This window comes from Sulfuriferula nivalis, from assembly GCF_009937995.1.
GTDB classification, from domain to species: Bacteria; Pseudomonadota; Gammaproteobacteria; order Burkholderiales; family Sulfuriferulaceae; genus Sulfuriferula; species Sulfuriferula nivalis.
In genome coordinates this window covers 3,210,944-3,229,365 of the sequence record NZ_AP021881.1, presented here as the reverse complement: position 1 = coordinate 3,229,365, position 18,422 = coordinate 3,210,944, and the positions used below count along the sequence as shown (strand labels likewise).

The 18,422-nt window shown below is 48.5% G+C and carries 20 protein-coding genes and 1 pseudogene; 10 read left to right on the top strand and 11 right to left on the bottom strand.

Annotation, left to right across the window (positions count from 1 at the left end):
- Positions 1–26: 26 nt before the first annotated feature.
- Positions 27–743, top strand: coding sequence for a pseudouridine synthase (locus SFSGTM_RS15960; RefSeq protein ID WP_162086018.1), 717 nt, complete (start codon positions 27–29; stop codon positions 741–743).
- On the opposite strand, the gene SFSGTM_RS15955 is transcribed toward SFSGTM_RS15960, so the two are convergent.
- A complete protein-coding gene (locus SFSGTM_RS15955) occupies positions 732–2,363 on the bottom strand; it encodes a putative bifunctional diguanylate cyclase/phosphodiesterase (protein WP_162086017.1) in 1,632 nt (543 codons plus the stop codon). The two genes, SFSGTM_RS15960 and SFSGTM_RS15955, sit on opposite strands and share 12 nt — an antisense overlap.
- A 267-nt stretch (positions 2,364–2,630) precedes the next feature.
- Between SFSGTM_RS15955 and SFSGTM_RS15950 the strand changes: the two genes are divergently transcribed.
- The 5 genes from SFSGTM_RS15950 (at position 2,631) to SFSGTM_RS15930 (ending at position 7,974) form a co-directional block, all read left to right on the top strand.
- The gene (locus SFSGTM_RS15950) at positions 2,631–3,536 is read left to right on the top strand and encodes a serine hydrolase (protein WP_232526000.1); all 906 of its coding nucleotides are present in this window, start codon (positions 2,631–2,633) and stop codon (positions 3,534–3,536) included.
- Positions 3,536–4,087 (top strand): YqiA/YcfP family alpha/beta fold hydrolase, encoded by a 552-nt coding sequence (locus SFSGTM_RS15945; protein ID WP_162086015.1) that lies wholly within the window; start codon positions 3,536–3,538, stop codon positions 4,085–4,087. Before SFSGTM_RS15950 ends, SFSGTM_RS15945 begins: the two co-directional genes overlap by 1 nt.
- 15 nt (positions 4,088–4,102) lie before the next feature.
- On the top strand, positions 4,103–5,980 hold the full coding sequence (locus tag SFSGTM_RS15940) for a ribonuclease catalytic domain-containing protein (protein ID WP_162086014.1): 1,878 nt from the start codon (positions 4,103–4,105) through the stop codon (positions 5,978–5,980).
- Positions 5,981–5,998: 18 nt separating this feature from the next.
- Positions 5,999–6,886, top strand: coding sequence for an energy transducer TonB (locus tag SFSGTM_RS15935; RefSeq protein ID WP_232525999.1), 888 nt, complete (start codon positions 5,999–6,001; stop codon positions 6,884–6,886).
- A gap of 80 nt (positions 6,887–6,966) precedes the next feature.
- On the top strand, positions 6,967–7,974 hold the full coding sequence (locus SFSGTM_RS15930) for a class 1 fructose-bisphosphatase (RefSeq protein ID WP_162086013.1): 1,008 nt from the start codon (positions 6,967–6,969) through the stop codon (positions 7,972–7,974).
- 101 nt (positions 7,975–8,075) lie between these two features.
- On the opposite strand, the gene SFSGTM_RS15925 is transcribed toward SFSGTM_RS15930, so the two are convergent.
- The 4 genes from SFSGTM_RS15925 to SFSGTM_RS15910 form a co-directional block, all read right to left on the bottom strand.
- Entirely contained in the window at positions 8,076–8,930 is an 855-nt protein-coding gene (locus tag SFSGTM_RS15925; protein WP_162086012.1) for a transposase, read from the bottom strand.
- 81 nt (positions 8,931–9,011) lie between these two features.
- A complete protein-coding gene (locus SFSGTM_RS15920) occupies positions 9,012–9,614 on the bottom strand; it encodes a hypothetical protein (RefSeq protein ID WP_162086011.1) in 603 nt (200 codons plus the stop codon).
- Positions 9,615–9,656: 42 nt separating this feature from the next.
- Positions 9,657–9,989: a hypothetical protein gene (locus tag SFSGTM_RS15915; protein ID WP_162086010.1), complete on the bottom strand. Its 333-nt coding sequence runs from the start codon at positions 9,987–9,989 to the stop codon at positions 9,657–9,659.
- A 51-nt stretch (positions 9,990–10,040) separates the two neighbouring features.
- Positions 10,041–10,625: a TMEM175 family protein gene (locus tag SFSGTM_RS15910; protein ID WP_162086009.1), complete on the bottom strand. Its 585-nt coding sequence runs from the start codon at positions 10,623–10,625 to the stop codon at positions 10,041–10,043.
- A 189-nt stretch (positions 10,626–10,814) separates the two neighbouring features.
- Here SFSGTM_RS15910 and SFSGTM_RS15905 point away from each other — a divergent pair, with 189 nt between their 5' ends.
- Complete coding sequence (locus tag SFSGTM_RS15905) at positions 10,815–11,900, top strand: rhodanese-like domain-containing protein (protein WP_162086008.1); 1,086 nt, start codon at positions 10,815–10,817, stop codon at positions 11,898–11,900.
- Between the two features lie 337 nt (positions 11,901–12,237).
- Here SFSGTM_RS15905 and SFSGTM_RS15900 read toward each other — a convergent pair whose 3' ends face one another.
- The 4 genes from SFSGTM_RS15900 to SFSGTM_RS15885 all read right to left on the bottom strand — a co-directional run bounded on the left by SFSGTM_RS15900 (position 12,238) and on the right by SFSGTM_RS15885 (position 14,830).
- Positions 12,238–12,993 (bottom strand): SDR family oxidoreductase, encoded by a 756-nt coding sequence (locus tag SFSGTM_RS15900; protein ID WP_162086007.1) that lies wholly within the window; start codon positions 12,991–12,993, stop codon positions 12,238–12,240.
- A 140-nt stretch (positions 12,994–13,133) separates the two neighbouring features.
- Positions 13,134–13,685, bottom strand: coding sequence for a pyridoxamine 5'-phosphate oxidase family protein (locus SFSGTM_RS15895; protein WP_162086006.1), 552 nt, complete (start codon positions 13,683–13,685; stop codon positions 13,134–13,136).
- A gap of 72 nt (positions 13,686–13,757) precedes the next feature.
- Positions 13,758–14,294 carry a DUF924 family protein gene (locus tag SFSGTM_RS15890; RefSeq protein WP_162086005.1) on the bottom strand — a complete coding sequence of 179 codons (537 nt, stop codon included), beginning with the start codon at positions 14,292–14,294 and terminating at the stop codon, positions 13,758–13,760.
- A gap of 203 nt (positions 14,295–14,497) precedes the next feature.
- The gene (locus tag SFSGTM_RS15885) at positions 14,498–14,830 is read right to left on the bottom strand and encodes a hypothetical protein (RefSeq protein ID WP_162086004.1); all 333 of its coding nucleotides are present in this window, start codon (positions 14,828–14,830) and stop codon (positions 14,498–14,500) included.
- Positions 14,831–15,035: 205 nt separating this feature from the next.
- On the opposite strand from SFSGTM_RS15885, the pseudogene SFSGTM_RS15880 reads away from it, so the two are divergent.
- From SFSGTM_RS15880 to SFSGTM_RS15865, 3 genes and pseudogenes are all read left to right on the top strand, one after another.
- Positions 15,036–15,949: pseudogene (locus SFSGTM_RS15880) on the top strand (tyrosine-type recombinase/integrase).
- Positions 15,946–17,055 carry an IS91 family transposase gene (locus tag SFSGTM_RS15870; RefSeq protein WP_232525998.1) on the top strand — a complete coding sequence of 370 codons (1,110 nt, stop codon included), beginning with the start codon at positions 15,946–15,948 and terminating at the stop codon, positions 17,053–17,055. Before SFSGTM_RS15880 ends, SFSGTM_RS15870 begins: the two are co-directional and overlap by 4 nt.
- A gap of 78 nt (positions 17,056–17,133) precedes the next feature.
- Positions 17,134–17,271 (top strand): hypothetical protein, encoded by a 138-nt coding sequence (locus SFSGTM_RS15865; protein ID WP_162086003.1) that lies wholly within the window; start codon positions 17,134–17,136, stop codon positions 17,269–17,271.
- 101 nt (positions 17,272–17,372) lie between these two features.
- On the opposite strand, the gene SFSGTM_RS15860 is transcribed toward SFSGTM_RS15865, so the two are convergent.
- Complete coding sequence (locus SFSGTM_RS15860; protein WP_162086002.1) at positions 17,373–18,026, bottom strand: hypothetical protein; 654 nt, start codon at positions 18,024–18,026, stop codon at positions 17,373–17,375.
- Positions 18,027–18,116: 90 nt separating this feature from the next.
- Entirely contained in the window at positions 18,117–18,344 is a 228-nt protein-coding gene (locus SFSGTM_RS15855) for a hypothetical protein (RefSeq protein ID WP_162086001.1), read from the bottom strand.
- Positions 18,345–18,422 lie beyond the last annotated feature (78 nt).

Sequence of the window (18,422 nt, the reverse complement as noted above, 5' to 3'; positions counted from 1 at the left end):
CATGGTGATTCTGGTAAAGTGTCGCCATGAAGAAACTCACATTAGATCGTATCCTGCAATCCCAAGGTTTTGGTACCCGTAAGTACTGTCAGCAACTGGTTGCGGAGGGCGCAGTCAGTATTGCGGGCACGCCCTTTACAGACACCAAATCTAAAATCGACACGACTGACCTGGCGTTTCATTTGTTTAATACCGAGTGGGTTTATCGTGAACATGTTTATATCGCGCTAAATAAACCCGCCGACTATGAATGCTCACGCAAACCCAGCCATCATCCCGGCGTGCTGACACTATTGCCTGAGCAGTTTTCCTGGCGTGATGTACAACCTGTCGGCCGGCTGGATCACGATACCACCGGGTTGTTATTACTATCGGATGATGGCGCATTCATACATGCTCAGTCTTCACCCAAGCGCCATGTGCCCAAGCTCTATCTCGCAACCACTCACAGCCCGGTCACCACTGAATTAGTTAATATGCTACTTGGCGGAGTGAAGCTGCATGACGAACCCGCACCATTAGCCGCCACAACCTGTCGCCAGATCGGTGAGTTTCAACTGGAAATCGTGCTGGAACAGGGTAAGTATCATCAAGTGAAACGCATGTTGGCAGCAGCAGGGAATCATTGCGATGCATTACAACGGGTAGCAATAGGTAGCTTAATGCTGGCAGATTTAAATCTGGCTATGGGAGCGTGGTGTTATTTAAGCGAGACGCAGATGGCGCTTTTGTCAGGGAGTTAAGCGCCGGCTCACGAAATTCTGGCTACTTTTGTTATGCAACACTATCCACTCCGCAACATGCTCAGCGGCGATAGGTTTACTGAAATAAAATCCTTGGGCAATGTCACAGCCCAGAATTTGCAACAACTCCAGAATTTCCGCATTTTCCACACCCTCTGCTACCACGCGGTATCCCATGTTGTGCGCCATCACGATAGTGGCGTGAACAATGATGGCATCACTCTCATCATTCGTCATATCAGTGACAAACGATTTATCTATCTTAATTTCAGATGCAGGCAGGCTTTTAAGATAGGCCAGCGAGGAAAACCCCGTACCAAAATCGTCAATTGAACATTGCACCCCGAGCTTGCTCAAGGTGGTAAGCGTGGCATTGGCAAGTTCTGGATTAACCATCATGCTGCTCTCCGTCACTTCCAGGATAAGGCAATCTGGCGGAATATTGTAGGATGCAAGCGCCTTGGCAATGTCATCAGGCAAGCCTTCGTCGCTCAAATTGCGCATCGACAGATTGACCGCGACTTTCACCTGCAACCCCAATGCATGCCACTCTTCAAGCTGCGCTAACACGCTGTGTAACACAGCAAAAGTAATCTCTTTCATGACCCCTGCACGCTCAGCAATCGGGATAAACTGGTCCGGCGGAATATTACCCAGCGTAGGATGATTCCAGCGCACCAACGCCTCCAGCCCGCACGCTGTACCATCGCGCAGATTGACTTTGGGTTGATAACAAATCGTGAGCTGATCTCGCAGATCGGGGTGCTTAAGCATGGCAATCAAGTTCAGATTGCTCAAACTGGCTTCATTGATGCCCGCCGCATACATGGTCACGCCACCGCCATTGCGTTTGGCTGCATACATAGCCACATCGGCATTTTGCAATAGCTGTTGGGCAATATCGCCATGCTCGGGATACATGGTCACGCCTATACTTCCGCCTATGCTAAGTTTATGCCCATCAATGACAAACGGTTTATCAACCAGTGCAAGTATCTCTCGACCTAAGGTCATAGCATCTTTTTTGCTAAAGCCTTCCAGCACAAAACCAAATTCGTCCCCACCCATACGCGCAACCATGCGCGACAGACTGGTCATATGCCGCAAACGCTGGGCAAGCGCAATTAACAGTTCATCACCATAATGATGTCCGAGTGTATCGTTCACATCTTTAAAACGGTTTAAATCCATCATCATGATGGCAACAGGTCGTTTGGTCAGATTTGCACTATCAATCGCATGCTCTATCCGTTCCATTAGCAAACGCCGATTGGGTAAATTGGTCAGGCTATCATGCAACCAGCCATGACGTTCGCGGCGGGTGATTTCACCCACATATTGCAAAGTTTTAACACTGACATTCAACGAAACCAGTGTAAACAGCCCACCACCGCAAAATATGCTGGAAACCACTGCATCAATCATCGATGCTGAACGCGTAAACAAGGTCAGACTATATCCAGCAAATCCCAGGATAAATAACCACAGCAACCCGAACAACAGGCGCCAGCCCGCCAAATTACGAGTGCGCTCATCATTCAGCAATACCCGCGCGTACAACAAGGCACGCAGCATTGCAACAATGCCGATGGTAGTGAGAAATAAACTAAGCTCTTTCAAAGTGTTATCCAGACAGTTGATTCAAAGTAACAAACGACTTATGTTATCAAAATATATATAGTTATTATTAGTATTCAGACACTAAGGTGTCATTTTAGACGGTATTATGTCGTTCTGTTAGCACTGATTTACAATTAAGTTAAAATCTGCGTTAAGTAATTGCGCCAAGTCGTTATTTTTTTGCTATATTTGAGGCAGATACAGCAATTGAGGTAAAACCCTATGAAACCAATTTTTCGCCACTCCGTAATATTCGTAAGTATGTGCATGCTACTTGCGGGTCACGCCCAGGCTGCTGGCAAATCAGCGCCACTCCGTTCTGCTGAATATGAGGTTGCACCAACTGCACCGCAACTGAGCGCGTTATCTGTACTCGTGCTGGATCAAAAGGATGGCCTGCCTATTTATCAAAAAAATATCGATATGGAAACACCTATCGCATCTATCTCCAAGCTGATGACAGCAATGGTGGTGCTGGATGCGCATCTGGATATGAATGAAACGCTGGAAATTACTCAGGCAGACGTGGACAAACTACGCCACACCAGTTCGCGCATTGCCGTGGGCACACGCCTGAGCCGAGGGGAACTGATGCACCTGGCACTCATTGCTTCCGAGAACCGTGCAGCTTCAGCGCTATCCCAAAATTACCCAGGTGGGCATGCCAAATTTATTGAAGCGATGAATCGCAAAGCCAAGTCCCTGGGTATGTCTCACACTTCGTTTGAAGACGCGACGGGTTTATCCAGCAATAACCAATCAACTGCCGCTGATCTGGCAAAAATGGTAGAAGCTGCTGTTAAATATCCATTAATTCATGAGATTACCACCACAGGCCAGTATGAAATCACCCGAACTGCAATGGTAATGGTCGGACGTAAACATCATAAAAAGGCACATAGTGTCGAACAGCGTGTCGCATTCCATAACACAAATCAATTAGTGCGTGATCAGGAATGGGACATCGGCTTATCAAAAACCGGCTTCATTAACGAGGCTGGGCATTGTCTGGTCATGCAGGCCAAAATTGCTCAAAAACCTGTCATTATCGTACTGCTGGATGCCAGCGGTCGTTATGGCCGTATTAATGATGCGAAACATATCAAAGCCTGGTTAGAACAACAACCTGCAGACAAAATCGCGCTACGTATGGACAGGACGGCTTTGAACTAATGCTGATTTATGTCCATGGTTTCAATAGTGGCTCAGCCTCGGGTAAAGCACGTACGTTGCAAGCATATATGTCAGAACACGGCGAGCCAGATGGCTGCATCTGCCCTGACCTGCCCCACCGCCCAGCTGCTGCAATCGCCCTGTTAACTGATTTAATTAAGCAACATCCGCTAGCGACTCTGATAGGGAGCTCGCTGGGCGGGTTTTATGCAACCTGGCTGGCCGAGCAATTTGGTGTCAAATCCGTATTGATCAATCCTGCTGTCCATGCGCACATATTGTTAGCGGGTCAGATAGGCGAACAAACTAACTATAGCAGCGGCGAAGTTTACCAATTTACGCAACAGCATATAGATGAGCTGGCGGCACTAGATTTACCTGCCACATCACATCCAGAGAAAATTTTGTTGATGGTCGAAACGGGGGACACGGTACTGGATTATCGTGATGCCGTTAACTATTATCACAACAGCCGCCAAATCATTGTTGAGGGCGGCAATCATAATTTCTTAGCATTTCCGCAACATATTCCGACTATCATCGCGTTTTAATGACGCGCAATTTACATGCATTTACTTTATGAAGAAGACGGCCATTTTAAGGCTGGTACGATAGTCACTGACAACGACAGCTCCCTGCAAGTGGATAGCCAGCATGGCAAACGGGTTAAGGTCAAATTATTAAACGTCATGATGCGTTTCGCCACACCGACGCCGACTGAAATGATGTCAGCCGCTCAGCAAGTACGCGATGACACCGATGCCGATTTTTTATGGGAAGTTGCCAGCCAGGAAGAGTTTGGTTTTATAGAACTCGGTACTGAATATTTCGGACACACGCCGACCCCAATAGAATCCGCCGGCATATTAATGCGGCTGCATGAATCCCCCATGCATTTCTACAAAAAAGGGCGCGGTCGTTACAAAGCCGCACCCGCAGAAGCACTAGCGGCTGCAAAAGCGGGCGTCGAACGACGACAACGTGAAGCCGAAACCTTAGCAGCCTATGTCACAGAGCTAACGAATTTCACGCTACCAGAAGCATTATCCGATCAAATTGACGCTCTACTTTACGCCCCGGACAAAAATCAAATAGCGTGGAAAGCCATAGATGCCGCATGCAAATTAACTTGTCTGACACCAGTTAAATTGCTACACCGCTGTGGCGCCATTCCTTCCAGCCACGACTATCATCTGCAACTATTTTTACGTGAGCATTTCCCGCGCGGCACTGGTTTCACAGAGGTAGAATCCGCACCTGCCATGCCTGAACTCCCCGTAGCCGAAGTCGCTGCATTCAGCATAGATGATGCCTCCACCACCGAAATCGACGATGCTTTTTCTGTGCAGCGTATGGAAAACGGCAATTGGCAAGTCGGCGTACATATAGCCGCACCTGCGTTAGGCATACTGCCTGACTCGGCAATGGATACAATCGCAGCACAACGCCTATCCACAGTCTATTATCCAGGCGGCAAAATCACTATGCTGCCTGAGGACGTGGTCAATGGTTACACCCTGAGTGAAGGTCGCGTAGTGCCTGCGCTATCGATGTATATAGAAATCGACGCAGACTATCAGGTACTCGGCCAGCACACCAAACTCGAAACCGTGCCTATCGTCGCCAACTTACGCCATGAATGCCTGGAACAGGATTTCAATCACGCCAACTTGATCGGTGATTGCCCTGCCTATTCATATCAGGACGAGCTCACCCTGCTCTGGCATTTTTCGGGTGCACTTGAAGCCGCACGTGGCAAAACCCCTGATCCTAAATTGCCACCGCGTACAGATTATAATTTCAAGGTAGAAAATGACCGCGTTACCATTACTGACAGGCAGCGTGGCAACCCTATAGATCGCGTCGTTTCTGAGTTGATGATATTCGTCAACGCTAACTGGGGTAAATGGCTAGCCGACACCGAAACCATGGCACTCTACCGCACCCAGCAAAACGGCAAAGTCAAAATGAGCGCAAAACCAGGTCCGCACGTAGGGCTGGGAGTCGAGCAATATACCTGGTCCAGTTCGCCATTACGTCGCTATATAGACTTGGTGAATCAACGCCAGCTCATAGCCCTTGCTCAAGGCGAAGCGCCACCATACCCACCCAAAGCCAGTGTGCTCTACACAATTTTGCGTGATTTTGAATTAGCGCATGATGCATACAATGATTTTCAACGTAAAATGGAACGTTACTGGTGTCTGCGCTGGTTACAACAAGAAAACCTCAGCGAGATCAATGCCAACGTAATAAAAGAAAACCTGGTGCGGCTCGATGGCTTGCCATTCGTGGCACGCGTACCGTCGTTACCAGAGCTGGCTGTTGGCACCCGAGTAGGCTTGACCATAGATATCATCGATTTGTTTGAGGTCGAACTAATATGCGGGTTTCACCATAAAATAGAAGTTGTTGAAGATGAGGCAGATTCATTAGACGCATGATGTTGAGTGAGAAATGCAATGAAACTAATTAATGACTTAGCCGCCACGCTGCGGTTACCCGTGATGTTTGTATCAGCATTATTGCTTTCGCTGGTGCTGCATGGCCTGGTCTTGGCGATGCATTTCAGCTTTCCTATTGTCAGCGAAATGAATCTGTTTACCCCGCCGCTGGAAGTTGTATTGGTGAACAGCAAATCGGCCAAGCGACCACACAAAGCTGATGCATTGGCGCAAGCTAATCTGGATGGCGGTGGCAATACCGATGATGACAGACGCGCCAAAAGCCCGTTACCGGCAATGTCACATGACCAGCGCCAATCTGAAGCCGCCAGTGCACAACAGCGCGTGCAACTGCTGGAAGAGCAGGAACGCAAAATTATGACGCAGCTCAAATCCAATTACAGTCTGCATGACGGACATCCGCAAACTGAGCAGACTGCACAACCAGCAACCCAGTCTGGCAAAGGTACGCTGCTGGAACAAAGTCTGGAAATGGCAAAACTTGAAGCGCAAATTGCACAGGAATACGATGCCTATCAGAAGCGCCCACGTAAATTGTTTATTGGTGCCAGCGCACAAGAATACGTATTTGCACGATATATAGAAGACTGGCGCATCAAGGTTGAGCGCATCGGCAACCAGAATTATCCAGAAGAAGCCCGCCGCCAGAAAGTATATGGCAAGCTACAGTTAAGCGTATCTATCAAAGCGGATGGCACCTTATCGGATATTGAGGTCACACGCTCTTCCGGCTCCAAAGTGCTGGATGATGCCGCCGTATCCATAGTCCGCCGCTCAGCGCCTTATGCACCGTTCCCTGAAGATGTCCGTAAAAAGGCAGATGTAGTCGTCATCACCCGCACCTGGACCTTTGCGCCGGGTGACCAATTAAGCACGAAAGAATAGTTGCGCTTGGGCTGACTCAGCTCATGATATAATTTACGGATACTATTGAATTCATTTTTAATCTTAAAGAGGTAACACCCATGCAAATCGGAACCACAATCACGCAATTCCTTGCTGACGAACAACGCAAACTGAATACCAACCAAACTGACTTGTTAGAATTAATGGGTCAAGTTGTTACTGCGTGTAAAGTCATTGCGACTGCAGTTAACAAAGGCGCGCTATCTGGCGTCATGGGCAGTCTGGATACTGAAAACATCCAGGGTGAAACCCAGAAAAAACTGGACGTTATCACCAACGAAATTTTCATGCAGACTACTGAGCGTGGTGGTCAATTGGCCGCGATGGCATCTGAAGAAATGGACGATGTTTATCACATACCTGGCCAGTACCCACGTGGCAAATACCTCATCGTTTTCGATCCATTGGATGGTTCATCCAACGTTGACGTAAACATTTCTGTCGGCACCATCTTCTCGATTTTAGAATACAAAGGCGATTCAGCTACACCTGCTGCCGCTGAATTCCTGCAACCTGGCACCCAGCAAGTTGCAGCTGGTTACGCTTTGTATGGTTCTTCTACCATGCTGGTTATTACTACTGGTCACGGCGTAAACGGTTTCACACTGGATGTGAACATCGGTGAATTCCTGTTAACGCACCCTAACATGATGATTGCACCTGACACCAAAGAATTCGCTATCAATGCATCAAACGAACGTTTCTGGGAAGCACCAGTACAACGTTATGTACGCGAATGTGTTGCTGGCAAAACAGGTCCTCGTGGTCGTGATTTCAACATGCGCTGGGTTGCTTCCATGGTAGCTGAAGTACACCGCATCATCATCCGTGGCGGCGTGTTCATGTACCCTAAAGACACCAAGGATCCAGCTAAAGCAGGTAAATTACGCTTGATGTATGAAGCTAATCCTATGAGCTTTATCGTTGAACAGGCTGGCGGCATTTCCAGCACAGGTCGTCAACGTATTCTGGATGTACAACCAGAAGGCCTGCATCAGCGTGTGCCTGTTATCCTGGGCTCTAAAAATGAAGTTGAAGTGATTTTGTCTTATCATAAAGACATGTAATCCTGGGTAGAAAATAGTCCAACTCGCTCATTTGAGCGGGTTTGGCTAGCCAAATAAAAATCCGCTGCTAGCGGGTTTTTTGTTATTGCGCTCAACGAAAATCAGGTTGCCATTCTGGCCACCGCCTCAAACTTACGCACTGCGCGACTCACCGTCATGTAATGCACACCAAAATGCTGGCCAATCTCTGCCATGGTATAAGCACCAGTAGCATAAGCCTGCGCCATCGCCACATTTCTGTCCGAATTACGAATCTCGTATTCAGACAGTGGCAACGTCACCGATTTACGTTGTGCTTTAGATACTTCACGGAATACATCATTATCTTTTGGTTGCCAATGACGCTCAATGAAATCCTTATCACCCAATAATAGTTGATGACGTATATTCAGTAACGGACTAGGGTAACCCATGCCAGCCATAACAAACTGTTGATAATGAGCAATGGCAACATTGCGATCAACCCCAAACTGACTGAGCAGCCATTGCGTATTTAACCACGCGGGTACAGGCGCCATACCCATAACTGCAGGATAACTGCTCCAGCGCCAATCTTCGAGTGCCGCCACCGCATGTACACGCAGCGGATTCAATACCACATAACGTGACAACTCCAGCAAATATGCCTCACGTTGCACCAGTAGCGCCTTATAACGCCCCTGCAACAAATGCCCCACCATGCCATGGCGCCGATTGAAGCGCTGCGTATACAGACCATTAAGCTGACGCATGCCGCGAGATAAGTTACCATCCACCGTTTCCACCAGTAGATGATAATGATTATTCATCTGGCAATAGGCGTGCACCACCCAGTTAAAACGAGTGCAGACAATGCCCAATATTTCCAGCCAGTCATCCCTGTCATCGTCGCACAGGAATATATCCTCCTGCCGATCACCGCGTGAGGTAACGTGATAAATTGCACCTGAAAATTCTAATCTGAGAGGTCTAGCCATGGTCAAAGTATAACATGCGGCCTGTCTGAATGTTAGACTTGACCCCACTAAAAATAGCCAATCCCCCATGCATGGCTTGAACTATGATGATTTTTTGGCGTCAGCCTTACCCAGCGCGACTCTGTAAGCTTCCTGCTTTGTTTCATAATCATCCGCTTCGCCATAATCCAGAAAATACGCATAGCGTTCATGAGAACCCAGGACTTTGCGGGCATGCTTGATCGGACAAAAATAAGCCTCGGTTCTGGCAAGAATTTCGCGTATGTATGCAATCAACCCATTCGCATACTCACAGTATACGCAATGAAATTTCTCGACAAAATTGAGATATTGCAACTGACCACGATCAAACACCAGATAGTCAGCACGACGCACCTTGGCAATCTGGTAAATAGGAAAACACGTAAATTGATAGAAACTCACCAAAAGATCGATCATTAGAAAAGGCACTATCATGCTGTAAATAATGGGCCCTGTAATCAGATTCCACGGACGATTTGTCACTAGCCAGCGAAAGACATTTTTCTTCAACTTACGGTGTGCTTGCTTAACCGCACGCTCAAACTCGACATGCTTACCTTTGATTTCAAACAGCATACGTGATTCCTGCTCATGCAGCTCGGTACGTAATTCATCTTCCAGCGTATTCATTTGCGCCAACAAACTGCGTATCTTATCGTTCATGTAATTCCCGTACCGCTAAAGTGAATCGTGCAGAAATGAAAATCACTTACTCTCATCACTCGACTTATCTGATTTCCCATCCACTTTATTCACCACCCGACGCGTCGTTCTTTCGGTCGCTTTAACACCCACTTCTATACCATGAGCGGCAGCCTCACCACCGCGCTTCAAACCACCAGCAGCAGCCTTCCCCCCATGTTTAATACCATTGACCGTTGCTTTGGTACCATGCTCGACTGCGTGCTCCACTTTATTTACCACGCCAGGTTTGGTATCCGAATTCGCTCCAGCAGACTCATTCTCAGCCGCCTGCGCACGATGGCATAAGGCGAATAAGATACACAATGGCACAATAATTTTGCTCATTTTATTCATACTGACTCCTGTATCTTTTAAATAACAACAAAACCCCTCTGCACGACAATATCAGCCAACTTCTTGCAGCAAAACATGCTCAATACGACGATCAGGCACCAACCACATCAGCGCAACCAGCACATACAGCCCCTGAGCCAACCCCTGTGACCAGAATGACACAACGATACCTCCCGCATATAACAGCGGCGATACCTTACCTTTCCAATCATACCCCAATGCACGCTTCAGCACGGATGCATCGCCCTCCGCAGCAATAATCGTCCGTTGCAACAGCCAATACGCCACGGCCGCCATAAACAGAATCACGCCATACACAGCCGTAGGAACGGCTGCAAAATGATTCTCCCCCATCCATCCAGTCGCAAACGGAAATAACGACAGCCAGAACAGCAAATGTAAATTCGCCCACAGAATAGCACCCGTCACTTTTTTAGTAGCGTGCAGTAAATGATGATGATTATTCCAGTAAATACCTACATAAATAAAACTCAGAATGTAGCTCAGAAAAACCGGGAGAATTTCCATCAACGCTGCCAGACTCTCACCATGTGGCACCTTCATTTCCAGCACCATAATCGTGATAACAACCGCAATTACACCATCACTAAACGCTTCCAGCCGACCTGTTCCCATTGCGCCTCCTGATATTAAAATTAAACTTAAATATACAAAAATTTCCAGCCCTGCACTCACCCACAATTTTTCTTATAAACAACCTATACCAACCTTTACACCATAAGCTATTCAAGCCTATAGTGATATACAACGTAATGGCTAAAATTTCTATACCAATATAATTAAAAATTATTCAGGAGACAATAAATGAGTCAGCACGAAATGCCTATCAAAGTTAATGCCATCTCCATAAAAAATCTCAAAATGGACAGGATGATGGATGCGCTGATACATCATTATCAACCATTCAATCTGTTATCCGAGGAGCGCCTGTCCGAACTGGTTAATCTGGTTCGATTTGTAGAGTTACATACAGGTGAACTGTTCCAAATGCGGATAGATCAAGGAAGTGACTGCCTGTTTGTGCTGGAAGGCCAAGTTGATGTCATTCGTAATGGCGCCATTCAATCTTTGCAGAGCACACCTAAACAGCCTTTGATTTTATCCAAAAATGATGGTGCCGTAACCCTGCTGGCACGTGAAAACACCATCATCTGCCATGTAGAGCGGCAAGTGATAGACCGCCTGATTTCTTGGGATGTGGTTATCAGCAACATGAGTGAAGATGAAGCTGAAGTCCGTCAACGTATGGAACGCGTACGAAATTCGCTTGTTTTCCGCCGGCTGCCTTGGGAAAGTGTAGAAGCCGCCTTTGAGCGCATGCGCCCCATAGAAGTCAAAGCCGGTGAAGAGGTCGTGAAACACGGTGAAAATGGAGATGCATTCTATATTATCACTAGCGGACATGCCGAAGTTTGGCAGCCCAGCGCTATTGATGGCAAGATGCAAAAATCCGCTGACATCGGCGAAGGTGATGCTTTCGGCTGCGAAGCCCTCATTTCTGGCAAAACCCGTAGTGAAACCGTACGTATGATAGAGGATGGCAGCTTACTCACCTTGGGCAAAGAAGATTTTGACTGGTTAATCAGCAAACAAATGATTAAAGCGGTCAATGCCAAAGTGGCCAAAACCATGCTGGAAACTGGATATAAACTTATCGATGTCCGCTCCGAAGAAGAGTATGAATACGGCCGCCTGCCAGGAGCACAACTTATCCCCCTGTTTGAATTAAGAAAACGCATTGCAGAATTAGATCCAACACAGCGCTATATCATCTATTGCTACTCCGGCAATCGCAGCTCAGTCGCTGCCCTGCGGCTAACCCAGGCAGGGTTTGATGTACAAACACTGGAAGGCGGGTTCAGAGACTGGCCTTATGAAACCGAGGAGTAACCAAGCTAGACCCTGATCTCGCTTCTCTCTACCTGCATTTCCAGAAATGCAGTGATGGAAACCTCGAGTCAGGCGCTGGATTTTCTCTGAGCAAGAATTTCCCGTGCAGCCATCCTCATTTCGACCGTGAATTCACCTGGATTCACAATGATATTCTCCAATGCCCAATCAGGCCGGGTAGTGAGCTCCGACCTCCAATAACTTAGGGACTTATTGGCAACTTTCGATTTTGGATGCAATATTCTAGAAAGCCAATTCATTTTTGAGCGATACCTCAATATGGAAAGGATCGAATTCAACATGCTCGCGCATTGATAGCCAGAGGTGTTGGTCAAATTCAGACCAGAACGCCCCCTCCATCTACATCAAGCGTAACACCTGTTATAAACCCGTTCGTCATCAACATCAGTGTAGCAGCTGCGATATCATCGGCGGTGCCAACACGACCGACTGGCAAATTGGATGCAATGGAAGTATACATCCCCTCGCGAGCAGCCTCGGGCATGGAAAGATAAGCACTCGTCCCACGAGTCATGCCCGGAGAAACAGTGTTGACGCGAACAGGTGCAAGATCGCGAGCCAAAGCACGACCCATCGCCTCAACGGCAGCGTTTACACCAGCGAGTACAGCATCATTATGACCGGGACGACGGGACAGGATGCCAGAGAAGAACGTGATCGAACCGGTAGGTTTCATCTGGGCATATTTGGCGCACAAATATGGCCCGAAAAATTTACTGCGAAACGTGAATTCACCATCCTCCAGCGGAGCGTCCTTAAGCGTACCGGTACGAACAGAACTACCGGTAACGACTAGATGGTCCAAAGGCCCAACTGCTGCGAAAAATTCGCGGACTGAAGCCTCATCCGTAGTATCAAGAGGCACACCTACTGCACCAAGCTCCGACGCCACAGCCACAACCTTGTCGGGCGAGCGACTGGCGACAGTAACGGAAGCACCACGTGAAATGGCCAAACGAGCAATGGCGAGACCCATACCAGAAGTACCACCAACGACAATAACAGTTTGATTAGTGAGTTCAGCGTTCATGAATAACCTGTCAGTGAGTGAGACACAGGTTAAGCATAGCATGAGCACGCTCGACTATTGTTATGGGCGAAAGACAATTTTAGTAAGCAACCCTTATGCTGAAAAGGGTGATGCAAGCTTACAATCAGTTACCAAAGATAGACTGCATCAGTAGCGACCTTGCACAACTTAATAATGCTGGATTAACTGCTTTTGGCAACAATGTGCGTGGGAATACCATCCAGGCTTATTTGGTTTTTGTCCTCCCAGTACTGCTTCAAACCTTCATCACCCTTTTTTACAGCCCAGTCAGAGAGCAACTCACGATCTCCCATGTGGGAGAAATAGGGGACAGCCATGCCACAAGAGGTTTGCACCAGATCAATGGCAAGATCAAATATCTGGCGGGCGCCGGGTAATGGCTTGAATTGCGAAAAAAGCGCTTCCCAATCATCGTCTCCATGATGAACAACTCTTGCAGTCCCATAAAGCCGAAGAATAAGCGGCGGTCCTTCAAATGCACAAAACAAAATGGTCATGCGCGGGCTCAGCTGAACGTGTGCGGCGCTTTCGTTTCCGCTACCCGTCAAATTAAGCCAGATTACCCGTTTATCATTTAAGACGCGTAGCGTATCCATCCCCTTGGGAGAAACATTGACCCGACTATCAGCCGTTGCCGTGCCCACAAAAAAGATCTTCTGTTCATTGATAAACTCAACTAATGACTCAGAAAGTGATTCGTATTGCTTACCCATAAAACTCCTTAATACTTATTGCATAACGTTTATGACTGGTGACAGTTATACAGCTTTGCAAGTCCGCAGCGCTCAAAAGCTCGACCCCGGCTGCTTCAGGAACTCCACTTCTTCCTCAGTTGAGACTCGCCCAAGAATAGAGTTTCTATGTGGGTAACGCCCGAAGCGGTCAATAATCGCTTTGTGCTTCAGCTCAAATTCATAATTACCCGCAGGCGCAAACTCACGGTAGAGCTGTTCGGCTAGCACATGAATTTGCTTGGATTCGCTGTGCATATATGGAAGCAACAAGAAGCTGCGCTCAGTTGGCGGCAACTGAGAGTGCACCTGCAGGCGCACAGCTTCCTGAGCCAAAGCCAGAGCCATAGGGTCCTGGGCAAAAGACGCTGGTGTGTTGCGGTAGATATTTCTTGAAAACTGATCCAGAACAATAATCTCTGCGAGTCGTCCTTGCGGCGTATCGCGCCACTCATATACCTCACAGCGTTTGGCTTGAAGAAGCAGATCGCCAAAGCGCAGCCTGAGCAGTTCATCGAAGGACGGATCAGTTGCCCACCACATTTTTGGAGCAGTCTCCGTAAACCAGAATTTGAGGACTTCTTGGTACATGCTTACTCCTGATTTGGGGTGTAAATGCCTTAACGTGCAAAGGGTTGCGTAGCCGACTTGTCAGCGTAGCGCCCCTCAGAAGCTTAGGGTCAGTCCGCACTGTCAAGACCACAAGGGCTCCGTCGTCATCACTGATAGGTGATTATCTCAACTGAAGGGCTTCCTTAGAAGTAGCACGTCCTGCTTGATGGGAAGATTAAACATCAGCGCACCAAAAGATACACACAAATAGACAAAGAAACGGCGGACAATCCGAGAGAAACTAATAAGATTATTTTATAGGCAGCAACCTGTTTCTTGGCTTCTTCTACAGCATTTTCGATGTCTTGCATGGCTTGCTGAATTTTCTCAGCGAGAACATGAATAGATTGCGCATTTTGTGTTGCGGCCGCCTGAAGCTCCTCTATCTGCCTTTCCACAACTGGATCTGACTTTGCAGCCGCAGGCTTGAATGTAAAAGCCGGGATTGCAGCTGTTGCTACTTGAGCTAAATAAGGGGCTATCGCCTTTATGATTGGTAAAAATTGGACTGCCATTTTCTATAATTCTCCCTATTTCTAGTGTTGTCTAACGTAAAAGTAGGGGGCTGCACTTTAACGCAGTCCCAGCGCAGCGAACTTGACCGTAGGGTTGAACGAAGCCGCTATCGCGGAGAAATATTCCCGAACCATCAAATTACGCAGCATAATTTCGTCTCCCCCAGCAATGGAATTTTGATTACTGTACCACGAGGAGACGACATTGACAGCCCCCACACCCATCCCCGCGCACTTCGAGCACAATCACCAGCGACTGCTGAATTGCCTCAAGCTCAGAGGCATGCAGCCTAAAACCATCGCCTTGTATTCACACGGCGTACGGCGCGCAGCGGTGTATTTTAATGACCAGATAGACGCGCTCACCAAGCCACAATTAACCGACTATTTTGTTCGCATCCTGGATACCCATTCATGGAGTACGCTCAAACATGATCTGTATGGACTGAAGTTCTATTATGCCCATGTACTCAGCCAACCCTGGCCAGGTGCGGATCTGGTTAAACCACCCAAGTCATATAGCCTGCCCGACATCATTACCGTCGCCCAGGCACAACAAATCTTCATGGCCACCCGCGTATTGAGCTACCGCGTATTCTTCTTCACCCTCTACAGCCTGGGCTTACGATTAGGCGAAGGCTTACGCTTGCAGGTAGGGGATATCGATGCGGATCGGATGCGGGTGCAAGTACGCAACGCCAAAGGCAACCGTGATCGATTGGTGCCGTTATCAGAGAACACCTTGCAGGTATTGCGCCGTTTCTGGCTCACCCATCGCAACCCAAGCTTGCTCTTTCCTAATCGACACGGCGGTCTTGCCAAATCGCACTTGGCACGCACCCCGCTGGATCGTGGTGGTATCCAGACCACCTTGGGTCAAGTGACCCGTGACTGTGGCTTAAAAAAAGAATTACACCACACAGCCTGCGCCACAGCTATGCCACCCACCTGATAGAAGCTGGCATCGATTTACTCGAAATTCAGCAGATACTCGGACACCAGTCCATCCTCACCACCATCCGCTACACCCACCTCACCGAACAACGCCATCAGAGCGCACACACTCGCCTTAATCAATTAATGGAGAAATTCCACATTCATTGGGGCAAAGTCAAATGATCAGACTGGCGCACATCGTAGCAACCTACGCAGCTAAACTGCTTGCACAACACGGTCATCACCTATTGCCCAGCCAGCAAGCTGCCTTAACCGCCTTTCAAACCTGCCGTAGCCAGATGAGCCCGAGGATGCAACTTGCCTGTGATGATTGTCAAACACCCAGCTACCTGCCACATTCCTGCGGTCATCGGCATTGCCCGCATTGCCAGGCGCACGAATCACAGCGCTGGATAGACCAGCAATTACACAAATCCATCCCCGCCAACTACTTCATGCTCACCTTCACCGTGCCCGCCCAGTTGCGCACACTGGCCTGGCAACATCAGCGCGTCATGTATGACTTGATCACACGCTGCGCGTGGGAAACAGTCAACACCTTCAGCCAAAACGACAACAAGCTGCGCGGCAGCGCAGGGGCGGTGACTGTACTGCATACCCATAACCGCCGACTGGACTATCACCCCCATGTGCATCTCGTCATGCCCGCTGTCGCCTTTAACCCCAAACAGCGACGCATGCGTCATAAACACGGCAACTACCTGTTTAACCACAAAGCCCTGGCCAAAGTATTTCGTGCCAAATTACTGGCAGGCATCAGACAAGCAGGACTCACCCTGCCAAACGATTACCCGACCGATTGGGTGGTGGATTGCAAAGCCGTCGGCACTGGACAGCACGCTCTGATCTACCTTGGGCGCTATCTGTATCGGGGGGTGATACAGGAGAAAGACATCCTCTCCGACCGGCATGGTCAGGTCACCTTCCGTTACCGGAACAGCCAAACCAAACAAATGGAAACCCGTACCTTGAGTGGTGTAGCCTTCCTGCGACTGATACTGCAACACATCTTACCCAAAGGCTACCGCCGCGCCCGCAACTTTGGCTATCTGCATCCCAACAGCAAACTGCTCACACAACTACAGTTGACCCACCTGCGGCGACGGAACAATCCGCCACCCGCGCAACCCAGACCCGCGATACGTTGCCCATGTTGTGGAGGCGTGATGAAGATAGTACGTACCCGTATCAAAGCGACACCGCTAGCCGCCAACCCATCTATGTCAGAACACAGACCAGATGGCGCGGGGTGGGAGATCATGCGCTAAACCAGCCCACATCGTCCACCTGCCAGAGTTGGCAGGTATGGCCGCACTCGCCCTGAAAAAGGCTGAAACTGGGTCAGAATGGGCGAAAAGCCAACTAAAAACGGTGAGTTGAGTAGAACAAAGTTGCTGCAATGGCAACGTGAAGGTCGTGAAATGGCGGGTGGGATGCGTAACGCGTCCAGTTATGCCAGCACAGTCAAAAAGATATTTCCATAAGCGCTCAAGCAACACCCGCCCCAACCATGCCGGGCTTGTCCAACAAACGGTTCAGATTGTGGCTCGCTTCGCGATCACAATCTAACCTTACTCGTTGGGCATCACCTTTTTGGACACGGTTTGAAGCCCTCTATGCTTACGACCTTGAACTTGACCGGGAAAGCGCCTTTATCGTCTCCTTCGGAGATCGTTAGGTGTATGCCGTCAATCTCAATAGTGGCGTTGGCAGTGATACAGCTACTGTTGGATTTACTGTTAGATAAGAATGCATAGAACTGCTCAAATATGTTTTTATCATCGAAGTAGAGACTACGGAGGCCATTAGCAAGCGGTACTTCATAGCCTTTATCAATAAGGGGTGGTACCGGAGAGAGCCACGCATGTTCTGTTTCTCCGACCTCAAAGGTTAACGGCCCAGAAAGCTTTGCAGTGCCAGTTATAAATATATCCCCATGCCAGATGTAGTAGTCCGTGCTTCTATCTAGCGATGCCTTTTGCATGGAAAGATTAACTTTTCTTCCATCGTTCCAGAGTAGACCGCAAGCAGCGACGAGCTTCATCTGTTTCGGCAAGGTCGCCTCAAGGTTGCGTAGTGACTTGTCGCATACGCAATCGTCCCGTGGAGGAGTCGACCCACTCAGTTGCATCCGCTTGGCGAATGGGGCAAGGGGCTGTGAACAGGATGCCGCCAGCGCGGGTTGAAGCGCGAATGCCAGGCTGGCAACAAAGAAAACAGTGGATGTGATGATATTCATGATGCCCAACGTTCAAATTGAGGGGCAGGCCGCTTCTGGCCTGTCTCGCTCAAATGTGGTGTTAGGCTGGATGCTTCATTACGAAGACATTTACTTTTTTTCATCATCTTCTATTTGTGCCGAAGAGCTGTTTTGCACTTTAGGTATCGTGATACGACTCTTGATTACTGCATATGCGCAAACTCCCATACCAATTGTAATTACGAAGCCACCCCACTCAGGCTCGGAAAGAAGACCCAAAGCGCCAACAACAATCAGTGCGGGGCCACCAATTTTGGCGGGGATTTTTTCGATAGGTAGCAACCAAAGTAATGACATGCTTGTAAGGCCTAACGTGTTTGAGTTGAGCGACACCCCGAAGGGGCGTAAGCCGAGAGCGAAGCGAACGGTGTTCGC

Coding starts and splice junctions, on each gene's coding strand:
- SFSGTM_RS15960 (WP_162086018.1), top strand. CDS start 27: ATGAAGAAACTCACATTAGATCGTATCCTGCAATCCCAAGGTTTTGGT.
- SFSGTM_RS15950 (WP_232526000.1), top strand. CDS start 2,631: ATGCTACTTGCGGGTCACGCCCAGGCTGCTGGCAAATCAGCGCCACTC.
- SFSGTM_RS15945 (WP_162086015.1), top strand. CDS start 3,536: ATGCTGATTTATGTCCATGGTTTCAATAGTGGCTCAGCCTCGGGTAAA.
- SFSGTM_RS15940 (WP_162086014.1), top strand. CDS start 4,103: ATGCATTTACTTTATGAAGAAGACGGCCATTTTAAGGCTGGTACGATA.
- SFSGTM_RS15935 (WP_232525999.1), top strand. CDS start 5,999: ATGAAACTAATTAATGACTTAGCCGCCACGCTGCGGTTACCCGTGATG.
- SFSGTM_RS15930 (WP_162086013.1), top strand. CDS start 6,967: ATGCAAATCGGAACCACAATCACGCAATTCCTTGCTGACGAACAACGC.
- SFSGTM_RS15925 (WP_162086012.1), bottom strand. CDS start 8,930: ATGGCTAGACCTCTCAGATTAGAATTTTCAGGTGCAATTTATCACGTT.
- SFSGTM_RS15920 (WP_162086011.1), bottom strand. CDS start 9,614: ATGAACGATAAGATACGCAGTTTGTTGGCGCAAATGAATACGCTGGAA.
- SFSGTM_RS15915 (WP_162086010.1), bottom strand. CDS start 9,989: ATGAATAAAATGAGCAAAATTATTGTGCCATTGTGTATCTTATTCGCC.
- SFSGTM_RS15910 (WP_162086009.1), bottom strand. CDS start 10,625: ATGGGAACAGGTCGGCTGGAAGCGTTTAGTGATGGTGTAATTGCGGTT.
- SFSGTM_RS15905 (WP_162086008.1), top strand. CDS start 10,815: ATGAGTCAGCACGAAATGCCTATCAAAGTTAATGCCATCTCCATAAAA.
- SFSGTM_RS15900 (WP_162086007.1), bottom strand. CDS start 12,993: ATGCTATGCTTAACCTGTGTCTCACTCACTGACAGGTTATTCATGAAC.
- SFSGTM_RS15895 (WP_162086006.1), bottom strand. CDS start 13,685: ATGGGTAAGCAATACGAATCACTTTCTGAGTCATTAGTTGAGTTTATC.
- SFSGTM_RS15890 (WP_162086005.1), bottom strand. CDS start 14,294: ATGTACCAAGAAGTCCTCAAATTCTGGTTTACGGAGACTGCTCCAAAA.
- SFSGTM_RS15885 (WP_162086004.1), bottom strand. CDS start 14,830: ATGGCAGTCCAATTTTTACCAATCATAAAGGCGATAGCCCCTTATTTA.
- SFSGTM_RS15870 (WP_232525998.1), top strand. CDS start 15,946: ATGATCAGACTGGCGCACATCGTAGCAACCTACGCAGCTAAACTGCTT.
- SFSGTM_RS15865 (WP_162086003.1), top strand. CDS start 17,134: ATGGGCGAAAAGCCAACTAAAAACGGTGAGTTGAGTAGAACAAAGTTG.
- SFSGTM_RS15860 (WP_162086002.1), bottom strand. CDS start 18,026: ATGAATATCATCACATCCACTGTTTTCTTTGTTGCCAGCCTGGCATTC.
- SFSGTM_RS15855 (WP_162086001.1), bottom strand. CDS start 18,344: ATGTCATTACTTTGGTTGCTACCTATCGAAAAAATCCCCGCCAAAATT.